Annotated in this window: 11 protein-coding genes; 9 read left to right on the top strand and 2 right to left on the bottom strand. The window is 73.9% G+C overall.

Annotated elements, in window-relative coordinates:
• The first annotated feature begins 63 nt into the window (after positions 1–63).
• The 9 genes from G5V58_RS04265 to G5V58_RS04305 all read left to right on the top strand — a co-directional run bounded on the left by G5V58_RS04265 (position 64) and on the right by G5V58_RS04305 (position 8,041).
• Positions 64–831, top strand: a complete 768-nt coding sequence (locus G5V58_RS04265) for a hypothetical protein (RefSeq protein ID WP_165229055.1) — start codon at positions 64–66, stop codon at positions 829–831.
• Complete coding sequence (locus G5V58_RS04270) at positions 828–1,232, top strand: phage holin family protein (RefSeq protein ID WP_230487073.1); 405 nt, start codon at positions 828–830, stop codon at positions 1,230–1,232. The genes G5V58_RS04265 and G5V58_RS04270 overlap by 4 nt, the downstream gene beginning before the upstream one ends.
• Positions 1,208–1,783 (top strand): DUF3618 domain-containing protein, encoded by a 576-nt coding sequence (locus G5V58_RS04275; protein ID WP_165229057.1) that lies wholly within the window; start codon positions 1,208–1,210, stop codon positions 1,781–1,783. Before G5V58_RS04270 ends, G5V58_RS04275 begins: the two co-directional genes overlap by 25 nt.
• A 69-nt stretch (positions 1,784–1,852) precedes the next feature.
• Positions 1,853–3,040, top strand: a complete 1,188-nt coding sequence (locus tag G5V58_RS04280; RefSeq protein WP_165229059.1) for an alcohol dehydrogenase catalytic domain-containing protein — start codon at positions 1,853–1,855, stop codon at positions 3,038–3,040.
• Complete coding sequence (locus G5V58_RS04285; protein WP_230487074.1) at positions 3,037–4,152, top strand: glycosyltransferase family 4 protein; 1,116 nt, start codon at positions 3,037–3,039, stop codon at positions 4,150–4,152. Before G5V58_RS04280 ends, G5V58_RS04285 begins: the two co-directional genes overlap by 4 nt.
• Position 4,153: 1 nt before the next feature.
• Positions 4,154–5,209 carry a glycosyltransferase gene (locus G5V58_RS04290; RefSeq protein ID WP_165229061.1) on the top strand — a complete coding sequence of 352 codons (1,056 nt, stop codon included), beginning with the start codon at positions 4,154–4,156 and terminating at the stop codon, positions 5,207–5,209.
• The gene (locus G5V58_RS04295) at positions 5,206–6,219 is read left to right on the top strand and encodes a glycosyltransferase (protein ID WP_165229063.1); all 1,014 of its coding nucleotides are present in this window, start codon (positions 5,206–5,208) and stop codon (positions 6,217–6,219) included. The genes G5V58_RS04290 and G5V58_RS04295 overlap by 4 nt, the downstream gene beginning before the upstream one ends.
• On the top strand, positions 6,216–7,061 hold the full coding sequence (locus G5V58_RS04300; RefSeq protein WP_165229065.1) for a glycosyltransferase family 2 protein: 846 nt from the start codon (positions 6,216–6,218) through the stop codon (positions 7,059–7,061). The genes G5V58_RS04295 and G5V58_RS04300 overlap by 4 nt, the downstream gene beginning before the upstream one ends.
• Positions 7,062–7,318: 257 nt before the next feature.
• A complete protein-coding gene (locus G5V58_RS04305) occupies positions 7,319–8,041 on the top strand; it encodes a GAF and ANTAR domain-containing protein (RefSeq protein ID WP_165229067.1) in 723 nt (240 codons plus the stop codon).
• A 4-nt stretch (positions 8,042–8,045) separates the two neighbouring features.
• Here the strand turns inward: G5V58_RS04305 and G5V58_RS04310 are convergent, their stop codons facing one another.
• Both G5V58_RS04310 and zwf read right to left on the bottom strand, forming a co-directional pair.
• Entirely contained in the window at positions 8,046–9,860 is a 1,815-nt protein-coding gene (locus G5V58_RS04310; RefSeq protein WP_165229069.1) for a glycoside hydrolase family 15 protein, read from the bottom strand.
• A 2-nt stretch (positions 9,861–9,862) separates the two neighbouring features.
• Positions 9,863–11,254: a glucose-6-phosphate dehydrogenase gene (zwf, locus tag G5V58_RS04315; RefSeq protein ID WP_230487075.1), complete on the bottom strand. Its 1,392-nt coding sequence runs from the start codon at positions 11,252–11,254 to the stop codon at positions 9,863–9,865.
• Positions 11,255–11,546 lie beyond the last annotated feature (292 nt).

The raw sequence follows: 11,546 nt of genomic DNA on the forward strand, positions 1-11,546 counted from the left end.
GTGGGTGGGGTGGGACCCCGGAGCGGCGGCTACCCGGTGGTCGAGACACCTCCAGGAGGTCACATGACTGCCGACATCGGCACAGGCACGACCACGGGAACGACCGCCGCCACCGGCGCCACCAGCGGCACCGGGAGCACCGACGGGGCGGCGGAGCGCACCCAGCAGACCGCGTCCACCTCGGCCGACGAGGGCAAGCACGTCGCGGGCCTCGCCGCCAGCGAGGCGAAGGGCGTCGCGGGGGAGGCGGCCCAGCAGGCCAAGGGCGTCGTGGACGACGCCGTCGGCCAGGTCCGCGGCCAGCTCGACGACCAGGGCCGCCAGCAGAAGGACAAGCTGGCCGGCACCCTGTCGACGTTCAGCGACGACCTCGGCCAGATGTCGGAGAACGCCTCGGGCCTCGCCGGCGACCTGGCCCGCGAGGTCTCCGACCGCGCCCGGTCCCTGGCCCAGCACCTCGAGGGCCGCGAGCCGACCGAGCTTCTCGACGACGTACGACGGTTCGCGCGTCAGCGTCCGGGCACGTTCCTGCTCGGCGCGCTGGCCGCCGGCGTGGTGGCGGGGCGGCTGCTGCGCGGCACCAAGGACGCGGTCGAGGCCGCCGAGGCGACCCCGGACGCCCACGGCAACCCGGGCACCACCCCTGGCACCAGCCCGCTCACCGACCCGCCGCGGGTCACCCCGGGCGCGCCCAACACGACGGACGTGGCGGCGAGCCACGGGCGCCCGACGATCGAGCCGGTCCCGCCCAGCGCGACGGGCTACTCCTCGCCGCCGCCCGGCACCGGCCTGCCGTCGGCGCCCGACGCCCCCGGCGGGGTGACGCCGTGAGCCACCCGCAGGAACCGCTCGGTGACGAGCGCAGCCTGGGCCAAGTCGTCAGTGACCTGTCGACCGACCTCTCCACGCTGATGAAGCAGGAGGTCGAGCTGGCCAAGGTCGAGCTCAAGGAGGAGGTCGGCAAGGTCGGCAAGGGCGCCGGCATGCTCGGCGGGGCCGGCGTGGCCGGCCACTTCGCGTTGCTGTTCCTCAGCCTCGCGCTCATGTTCCTCCTCGACGACTGGCTGCCGATCGAGATCGGCGCCCTCATCACCTTCGGCGTGTGGGCCGTCATCGCGGCGGTCCTCGCCCTCATCGGGCGCAGAGAGCTGCAGGCGGCCAACCCGCAGCTGCCCCAGACCCAGCAGACCATCAAGGAGGACGTGCAATGGGCCAGAGCACAGAAGAGCTGACCACCCAGATCGAGCAGACCCGGCAGCGCATGGCGGGCGACCTCGACACCCTGCAGGACCGCGTGAGCCCCTCGGCGATCGTGGAGCGGCGCAAGCAGGCCGCCCGCGACCGGGCCGGCTCGGTCCGGGACAAGGTGTTCGGGACGGCGCAGAGCGCCAGGGACTCGGTCACCTCGACCGCGTCGTCGGCGACCTCGAGCGCCACCGGGGCGCCCAGCGCCCTGGCCTCGTCCGCGACGGACCGCGTCGAGGGCGCACCGCTCGCCGCCGGGCTCGTCGCCTTCGGCGCCGGGCTGGTCATCGCCTCGCTGATCCCGGCCAGCCGGGCCGAGGCCGAGGCCGCCCACCAGGTGAGCGAGGCGGTCAAGGAGCACGGCCAGCCGCTGCTCGACGACGTGCGCTCGGCGGCCCAGGACGTCGCGCAGAACGTCAAGGAGAACGCCACCGAGGCGGCCCAGCAGGTCAAGGAGTCCGCGCAGGACTCCGCGCAGACCGTCGCGAACGAGGGCCAGTCCTCGGCGCAGTCGGTCCGCGACCAGGCCCAGGGCTGACGCGCACCGTCCGCACTTCCACCCCCAGGGGTGGGGGTGCGGGCGGAGGGGCCCGGACACTGGCACCGCATGCGAGCAGTGACGTGGCAGGGCGAGAAGGACATCCGTGTCGAGACGGTCCCGGACCCGACGATCCAGGAGCCGACCGACGTCCTGATCCGGGTGACCTCGACCGGGCTGTGCGGCTCCGACCTGCACCTGTACGAGGTGCTCGGGCCGTTCATGGAGCCGGGCGACATCGTGGGCCACGAGCCGATGGGCGTCGTCGAGGCGGTGGGGTCAGCGGTCGAGCACCTCGACGTCGGTGACCGCGTGGTCATCCCCTTCAACGTCAGCTGCGGCCACTGCTGGATGTGCGAGCGCGGCCTGCAGAGCCAGTGCGAGACCACCCAGAACCGCGACACCGGGACCGGCGCGAGCCTGCTCGGCTACAGCAAGCTCTACGGCCAGGTGCCGGGCGGCCAGGCGGAGTACCTCCGCGTCCCGCACGGTGCCTACGGCGCCATCAAGGTGCCGAACGGCCCGCCCGACGACCGTTACGTCTACCTCAGCGACGTGCTGCCCACCGCGTGGCAGGCCGTGCGCTACGCCGACATCCCCGACGGCGGCACGGTGCTCGTCCTCGGCGCCGGTCCGATCGGTGACATGGCCTCGCGGATCGCCATGCTCGAGGGCAAGCGCGCGATCGTCGCCGACCTGGTGCCCGAGCGGCTCCAGCGGGTGTCCGGTCGGGGCGCCGAGGCGGTCGACATCACGGCCCTCGGCGACAACAGTCTGGCCGACGCGGTGCGTGAGATGACCGACGGACGCGGCGCCGATGCGGTCATCGAGGCCGTCGGCATGGAGGCGCACGGCTCCGGGGCCACCAAGCTGGCCCACAAGCTCGTCGGCCTGCTGCCCGACAAGCTGGCCGAGCCGCTGATGATGAACGCCGGCATCGACCGGCTCGAGGCCCTGCTCTCGGCGTTCGACTCCGTGCGCCGCGGCGGCACCGTCTCCATCTCCGGGGTGTACGGCGGGTCGGCCGACCCGCTGCCGATGATGCAGATCTTCGACAAGCAGCTCCAGCTGCGCATGGGCCAGGCCAACGTCCGGCGCTGGAGCGACGACATCCTCGCGCTGCTCAACCAGGACGAGGACGTGCTGGGGGTGGAGGGTTTCGCCACCCACCACCTGTCCCTCGAGGAGGCGCCGCAGGCGTACGAGACGTTCCAGAAGAAGGAGGACGGGGCCGTGAAGATCGTCTTCCGGCCGTGACCGCCCTCTCCGTCGCTCACGCGCGGCCCGAGGCGGCGACGCCCCTCGTGGTCGCCTCCATCCCGCAGAACCACGCCTACATCCGCCACCTCGGCCCCGAGGACGGCACCGGACCGCTGCGGCTCGCCGACCCCACGCCCGAGGGCGTCCGGTCCGGCGAGCAGCGCTGGTGGCCGCCGGTCATGCTCGGCCCGGACTGGGTGCGTGCGCACGACTTCGACCTGGCCCACCTGCACTTCGGCTTCGACGCCCGGCCGCCCGAGGAGCTGCAGGACTTCGTCGACGCCCTGCACGCGACCGGCCGACCGCTGGTGTTCACCGTCCACGACCTGCGCAACCCGCACCACCCGACGCGGGCGCTGCACGACGAGCAGCTCGAGGTCCTGGTCCGGGGCGCCGACGCGCTGGTGACCCTGACCCGCGGCGCGGCGGCCGAGATCGCCCGCCGGTGGGGCCGTGAGGCCGTCGTCGTGCCGCACCCGCACGTCGTCGACTTCCGCACCATGCAGGTCGCGGCCGACGCGCGGGCGCGCCGGCGCAGCGGCCAGTTCCGCGTGGGCCTGCACGTCAAGAGCGTGCGGGCCAGCATGGACCCGCTCGCAGTGCTGCCGGTCCTGGCCGAGACCGTCGCCGGTCTGCCCGGCGCGGTCCTGCAGGTCAACGTGCACGCCGAGCTGCACGACCCGGCCGGTCGCAGCCACGACCCCGTCGTCGCCGCCGCGATCGACGTGGCCGCCGCCCACCGCCACGTCGACCTGCGGGTGCACGACTACCTCGCCGACGACCAGGCCTTCTACAGCTACCTCAACTCCCTCGACGTCTCGGTGCTGCCCTACCGCTTCGGCACGCACTCGGGCTGGCTCGAGGCGTGCCGGGACCTCGGCACCACCGTGGTCGCCCCGACCTGCGGCTTCTACGCCGAGCAGGGCCCGGTGCTGACCTACGAGATGGACGAGGACCGCTTCGACCCGGCCTCGTTGCGCGACGCGGTCACCGCGGCGTACGACGCCCGCCCGCCGTTCGGTGCGACGGTGCCCGAGCGCCGCCGGCAGCGGGCCGAGATCGCGGCCGCACACGCCGAGGTCTACCGGTCGGTGACGGAACGGGTCTGACGTGCGCATCTGCGTCATCGCCTCCAGCCGCTTCCCCATCGCCGAGCCGTTCGCGGGAGGGCTCGAGGCCTGGACCCACGCGATGGTCTCCGAGCTCGACCGGCGCGGCCACGACGTGACCCTGTTCGCCGGCCCGGGCTCCGACCCCCGGCTGCCGGTGACCCGGCTCGAGGTGCCCGCCTTCGCGCCGAGCGCGGTCTCGCTGACCGACGTGAACTCGCCGAGTGAGCAGTGGATGCTCGAGCACCACGCCTACCTCGACCTGATGCTCGGGCTGCGGCACCAGCGCTTCGACCTTGTGCACAACACGAGCCTGCACCACCTGCCCGTGGCGATGGCCAAGAGCCTGGACGCCCCGGTCGTCACCACCCTGCACACCCCGCCGGTGCCGTGGCTGGAGTCCGCCGTGGCCCTGTCCGGCGGCGTCGGCCACTTCGTGTCGGTCAGCGAGATGACCGCGCGGGCCTGGGCCCACGCCGTCTCCTCCACGGTGATCCACAACGGCGTCGACGTGACCGCCTTCGTGCCCGGTCCCGGCGGTGGACCGGCCGTCTGGTCGGGCCGGCTCACCCCGGAGAAGGCACCCCACCTGGCCATGGACGCCGCCCGGCTGGCCGGCGTCGAGCTGGTCCTCGCCGGACCGGTCTCCGACCCGGCGTACGTCGAGCGCGAGGTCCGCCCGCGCCTGGGCGACGGCATCTCCTACGCCGGGCACCTGTCGCGGCGTGAGCTCGTGGGTGTGCTCGGCCGGGCCTCGGTCGCCGTGGTCACGCCGCAGTGGGACGAGCCGTACGGCCTGGTGGCCGCCGAGGCGATGGCCTGCGGGACGCCGGTCGCGGCGTTCTCACGCGGCGCGCTGCCCGAGCTGGTCGACCCTCGCGTCGGCGCGCTGGCCCCCGACGCCGACGTGGCGGCGCTGGCCCGCGCGATCCTGGTCGCGGCCCGGTGCGAGCGCCGGGTCGTCCGCTCCTACGCCGAGCGGCACTGCTCGCTGCAGCGGATGGTCGACCGCTACGAGGGGCTCTACGACGCCGTCCTGGACCCGGTCGCCGCGTGATCGGCTACTACGTCCACCACGTGGGCCGCGGGCACCTGCACCGGGCCACGGCGATCGCGCAGGCGCTCGGCGAGCCGGTCACCGGCTTCTCCTCCCTCCCCGAGCCGCCCGACTGGCCGGGGCCGTGGATCCAGCTCGAGCGCGACGACGCCGACGAGGGCGCCGGGGACCTCGCCTCGACCGACCGCACCGCCGGCGACCGGTTGCACTGGGTGCCGCTGGGCCACCACGGGCTGCGCTCGCGGATGGCCGAGATCGCCGCGTGGATCCGCCACGTCGCCCCGCGGGTCTTCGTCGTCGACGTCTCCGTCGAGGTCGCGGTCCTGGTCCGGCTGCACGGCATCCCCGTCGTCACCGTCGCCGGCCCGGGGCACCGCGACGACCAGGCCCACCAGCTCGGCTACGACGTCTCCGACACCATCCTCGCCTGCTGGCCGGCGGGCGCCGCCGGCCTGCTCACCGGTGTCCGGCCGGGCGTCCTCGAGCGCCTGGTCCCGGTCGGTGGGCTCTCCCGGTTCCCGGTCGTCGAGCGCGGCGAGCGCCGTCCCGGACCTCCCCGGGTCGTGCTCATGTCCGGGGCCGGTGGTCGCGACCTGGACGCGCACCGCCTCGAGCTCGCCCAGAAGGAGACGCCGGACTGGGAGTGGACCGTGCTGGACGCCGAGCTGGGCACGTGGGTCGAGGACCCGTCCGGGCTGCTGGCCGACGCCGACGTCGCCATCACCCACGCCGGGCAGAACGCCGTGGCCGAGATCGCCGCCTCGCGCGTGCCCGCGGTCGTCGTACCCCAGGAGCGGCCGCACCGCGAGCAGCGGACCACCGGCGCCGTGCTGAGCCGCGGACCGTGGCCCGCCGTCGTCCTCGACGACTTCCCGGCGCACGGCTGGTCCGAGGTGCTGGAGCAGGCCCGTGGTCTCGACGGCGCCGCCTGGGCGCTGTGGTGCGACGGCGACGCTGCCCACCGGGCGGCGGACGTGGTCCGAACGGTCGGCGCGGGCGGGCAGCCGTGAGCCGGGTCGCCGTCGTCACCCTCGCCCACGGGCGCCACGAGCACCTCGCGGCACAGCACCGCTCACTGGCCCGCGGCTCGCGCCGGCCCGACCGGTACGTCGTCGTGGCCATGGACGACCCGAGCATCGAGCCGACCGTCCGCGACGGGCTGCGCCGCGAGGTCGTCGCCGTGCCGCGCGAGCCGCTGGGCCTCCCGCTGGCCGCGGCCCGCAACGCCGGCGTGGCCCACGCGCTGGCCGGCGGCGCCGACACCGTCGTCCTGCTCGACGTGGACTGCCTGGCCGGTCCCGACCTCGTGGCGGCGTACGCCGCGGCGTGCGCCACCGAGCCCGCCACGGTGTGGAGCGGCGTGGTCACCTACCTGCCCGAGCCGCCGCCGGGCGGCTACGACCTCGCGCGGCTCGATGCCCTCGACGACCCGCACCCGGCCCGTCCCGACCCGGGACCCGGGCACGCGCTGTACGGCACCGACCCGGACCTGTTCTGGTCACTGTCCTTCGCCATGGCGGCCTCCGCGTGGGGGCACGCCGGCGGCTTCTGCGAGGACTACGTCGGCTACGGCGGGGAGGACACCGACTTCGGCCACGCCGTCGTGCGGTCCGGGCTCGAGCACGGCGTGCTCGGCGGCGCCCGCGCCTACCACCAGTGGCACCCGGTCTCCCGCCCGCCCGTCGAGCACCTCGACGACGTGCTGCGCAACGCCGCGCTGTTCCACGAGCGGTGGGGCCGCTGGCCGATGGAGGGCTGGCTCGCGGCCTTCGAGGAGCGGGGGCTGGCGGCCTTCCGCGACGGCCGCTGGGTGGCGACCGCCGATCCGATCCGGGTGCAGGAGGCGTCGTGACGTCCGCGCCTGGGCGAGGGGCAGGCGCTCGCCGCGGGTGACCGTGCGGACCCGCTCACGCAAGTCGGCGCCCTGGCGGCCGTCCACGGTCACCACGTGCTGCCCGTCGCCGGCCGAGCGCCGCCCCGGAGCCCCAGCGGCGGAGCAGGTGGCCGCCCCCACCGCCCAAGCGGGCGTACTGGCTCCTCCAGGTTCGGGTACGAGAGGGGTGTCGGACCCGAGCCGAGACCCCGCCGGGACCGAGCCGAGGAGGACGAGTGCCTGACGAGCCGAGCGACCCGCTGGAGCCGGTCGCGGCGACTGCTGACGCGTTCCGCTTCCTGGCCTTCGACGACCGGCCCGAGCTGGAGGACCACGTCCGCACGCTGGCGGCCCGGGTGCAGGCGGTGGTGCCGCAGACCGTCGGCGTCAGCCTGTCGCTCGCCGAGCCCCAGGTGACCTTCACCATGGCGGTCAGCGACCGTCGCCTGCTGGCCCTCGACGGTGTGCAGTACCTCGAGGACGGTCCCGCCCTCGCGGCGATCCGTCACGCCCGACCGCTCGAGGTGCCGGACGCCGCCGCGCTGGACGAGGAGCGGTGGTCGCTGTTCGCGCGGGCCAGCGCCCATCGAGGGGTGCGCAGCACCCTGTCGGCCCCGGTCCACGTGGGCGACGCGGTGGTGGGTGGGCTCACCGTCTACGCCTCGACCGTGGGCGCGTTCTCCGGTCGCACCGAGGAGCTGGCCGCCCTGGTGCAGGCCCCGGCCTCCGAGGTGATCCGCGATGCCGACCTGTCCTTCTCCTCGCGCCGGCAGGCCGAGGAGACACTGCGCACCATCGAGAACCAGGCCATCGTCGACATCGCCTCCGGGGTGCTGGCCGAGCGCTCGGGGGTGCAGGTCGACGAGGCCTCGGAGCGGCTCCGGTCGGCGGCGACCCAGGCGGGGATCCCCGTCACCGAGCTGGCCCGGCTCATCATCGACCTGCACGACGAGGAGTGAGCGCTCAGCTCCCCAGCTCGTGGTCCAGGTTGATGGCCGCGCTGATCAGGCTCAGGTGGGTGAAGGCCTGCGGGAAGTTGCCGAGCTGGTCGCCGGCGAGCCCGACCTGCTCGGCGTACAGCCCGAGGTGGTTGGCGTAGGTGAACATCTTCTCCAGCGCCAGCCGGGCCTCGTCGAGGCGGCCGAGCCGGGTCAGCGCCTCGACGTACCAGAACGAGCAGAGCGAGAAGGTGCCCTCGGAGCCGTCCAGGCCGTCGGGGGAGGCCTCGACGTCGTAGCGGAAGACCAGGCTGTCGGAGACCAGCCGGTCCTCGATGGCGGCGAGGGTGGAGACGAAGCGCGGGTCGTTGGGCGCCACGAACTTCACCATCGGCATGAGCAGGACGCCGGCGTCGAGGGTGTCGGCGCCTTCGTACTGCATGAACGCCCCGACCTCGTCGTCCCAGGACGCGGTCATGATGCGCTCGGTGATCCGGTCGCGGACCTCGGCCCAGCCGCTGAGGTCGCCGGGCAGGCCGCGCTGGCGGGCGGTGCGCATCATCCGCTCGATGGCCACCCAGCACATGAGCCGCGAGGTGGTGTGCGGCTTGGGGTCGTCGCGGATCTCCCACATGCCGGCGTCGGGCCGCTCCCAGTTGTCCATCAGCCAGTCGAGCAGCCGGCGCAGGTCGGCCCACGCGTCGTGGCTGATGCCGGGCCCGTACTTGTTGAACAGGTAGACGCTGTCGATCAGCTCGCCGTAGATGTCGAGCTGGAGCTGGTGCACCGCGAGGTTGCCGACGCGCACCGGCTTCGAGTCGCGGTAGCCGGACAGGTGGTCGAGCTCGACCTCCTCGCCGGGCGCGTTGCCGTCGATGTCGTAGCAGACGCGCAGCGGACCCAGGGTCTTGTCGCGCTCCTCGTCGCGCTCGCCCATCCGCTCCGAGAGCCACTCCATGAAGGACGCCGCCTCGTCGGTGAAGCCGAGCCGGAGCAGGGCGTAGAGGCTGAACGCCGCGTCGCGGATCCAGACGTAGCGGTAGTCCCAGTTGCGGGCGCCGCCGATCTTCTCCGGCAGGCTCGTCGTCGGCGCCGCGATCACCGCGCCCGACGGCTCGTGGGTGAGCAGCTTGAGGGTGAGCGCGGACCGCTCGACCATCTCGCGCCAGCGCCCGCGGTACGTCGAGCGCGCGAGCCACTGCCGCCAGAACGCCGTCGTGCCGTCGAACAGCTCGGTCGTGCTGTCGGTGTCGCCGGGGTGCGGGTCGGCGTCGCCGTCGAGCACCTCGAGCACGAACAGGACCTCGTCGCCGCCGCTCAGCCCGACCTCGGCCGTGACGACCGTGCCGTCCACGGCGAGGCCGGTGGACGCCGCGAGGCCGAGCCGCACCCCGTCGGCCTCGATGAGCACGCCGCCGTCGATCTCGGTCAGGCGCGGCTCCGCGCGGCCGTAGTCGGGCCGTGCGTCGACGCGGGTGCGCACCCGGACCTCCCCGCGCACGCACACCACCCGGCGCACCAGCCGCTGCCGGTGGTCGGGGTCGTGCGCGGCGAGGATCGGCATGAAGTCGTGCACCTCGGCCACGCCCTCCTCGGTGAGGAAGCGGGTGACCAGGATGTTGGTGTCGGGGAAGTAGAACTGCAGGGTCCGCGGCTCCCCGTCGACGACCTCCAGGGTCCAGGCGCCGCCCTTCTCCGCGTCCAGGAGCGCGCCGAAGACGCTGGGGGAGTCGAAGCGCGGCGCGCAGAACCAGTCGACGGTGGCGTCGGAGCCGACCAGCGCGCACGTGCGCAGGTCGCCGATCAGCCCGTGGTCGGCGATCGGCAGCTGGTCAGGCACGCTCAGCCACCGAGCCGCCAGCCGCGCTCGGGCAGGTCGACCGCGGCCTGCGGTCCCCAGCTGCCCGCGTCGTACGGCTGCACCTCGGGCGGGTCGTCGAGCAGCGGCTGGCAGGCCCGCCACAGCGCGTCGACCTCATCGGCGCGCGTGAACAGCGTCTGGTCGCCGCGCAGCACGTCGAGCAGCAGCCGCTCGTAGGCCTCGAGGGGCTCGGCGTCCTCGATCTCCTCGACCAGGTCGACGGTCATGGTCGCCGGCGCGAGGACCAGGTCCGGCCCCGGCCGCTTGGCGTTGAGCTCGACGCTCATCTCGGGGTCGTCGGTCAGCTCGAGGACCAGGTCGTTCGGGACCGGCTCGCCGTCGAGCAGCTGCGACTCCGGGGGCCGGAACCTCAGCGTCACCGTGCGCCGGGTCTCGGCCAGCTTCTTGCCGGTGCGCAGGTGGAACGGCACGTCGCGCCAGCGGTCGGTGTCGACGTACGCCGTGAGCGCGACGAACGTCTCGACGTCGGAGTCCTCGTCGACGTCGTCCTCGTCGCGGTAGCCGGCGTACTGGCCGAACACCGCGTGCTCCTTGTCGAAGGGCCGCAGCGCCTCCAGCGCCGCGACCTTGGCGTCGCGCAGGGCCTGCTCGTCGAGGGTGTGCGGGTCCTCCATGGCCACGAACCCGAGCAGCTGGCCGAGGTGGGTGGAGACCATGTCGCGCAGGCAGCCGGTGGCCTCGTAGAAGCTGCCGCGGCCCTCCATCCCCAGCGTCTCGGGCACGTCGATCTGCACCTCGGCCACGCTCTCGCGGTCCCAGGCCGGCTCGAACAGCCGGTTGCTGAACCGCAGGGCCAGGATGTTCTGCACCGCCTCCTTGCCCAGGAAGTGGTCGATGCGGAAGACCTGGTCCTCGTCCACCACGTCCTTGAGTGCGGCGTCGAGGCGCTGCGAGCTCTCCAGGTCGAGCCCGAACGGCTTCTCGACCACCAGCCGCGCCCGCTCGGTGATGCCCTCGCGGCCCAGCATCGCGATCATGTCCTGCATCGCGGCCGGCGGCACCGACAGGTAGACCAGTCGGCGCGCGTCGTCGCCCAGCTCCTCCTCCGCCGCCCGGACCGCCTCGGCCAGGTCGCTGCCGTCGTCGGCGCTCGAGGTCTGGAACGACGTCCGCTCCAGCAGCGCGTCCACGGCCTCGTCGTCCAGGTCCTCCAGCGCCTCGCGCACCTGGTCGCGGAACTCGTCGTCGGTGCCGGGCGAGTGGCGTCCGCTCCCGATGACCCGGTAGTCCTCGGGCAGCCGGCCGGCCGCCTGGAGCTTGGCCAGGCCGGGGAAGAGCTTGCGCTTGGCCAGGTCGCCGGTGGCCCCGAAGAGGACCAGGACGTGGGGCGGCGGGTGCGGGGCGTCGGTCACGGCTGTCCCGTACCCGACCGCCGTTCCCGGCATGACCGGGTGGTCCGAGGCCTGAGAGGCCCGAGCGAGACGCAGAGGCCGGGCCCGGCCGGGGTCAGGAGCCCGGCCGGACCCGGCACCCCCTCGGCGCGCGGTGGAGGCCGCGACGGCTCGAGGGAGCGACGCGGCACCTGGACGCTGGGGGGAGTCGGCCAGGTGCCGTGGTGCTATGGCATACCCCCTAGGGCATCGATGTCAACCTCGATTCCATGAACACGTCTTTGACCAACTCGCGAACACGGAGGCATCAGGG

Origin of the sequence: Nocardioides anomalus (assembly GCF_011046535.1) — a bacterium.
In the GTDB taxonomy this organism is placed as follows: Bacteria; Actinomycetota; Actinomycetes; order Propionibacteriales; family Nocardioidaceae; genus Nocardioides; species Nocardioides anomalus.

What these genes read in the sequence shown, in the direction of transcription:
- G5V58_RS04265 (WP_165229055.1), top strand. Translation starts at nt 64, where the DNA reads ATGACTGCCGACATCGGCACAGGCACGACCACGGGAACGACCGCCGCC.
- G5V58_RS04275 (WP_165229057.1), top strand. Translation starts at nt 1,208, where the DNA reads ATGGGCCAGAGCACAGAAGAGCTGACCACCCAGATCGAGCAGACCCGG.
- G5V58_RS04280 (WP_165229059.1), top strand. Translation starts at nt 1,853, where the DNA reads ATGCGAGCAGTGACGTGGCAGGGCGAGAAGGACATCCGTGTCGAGACG.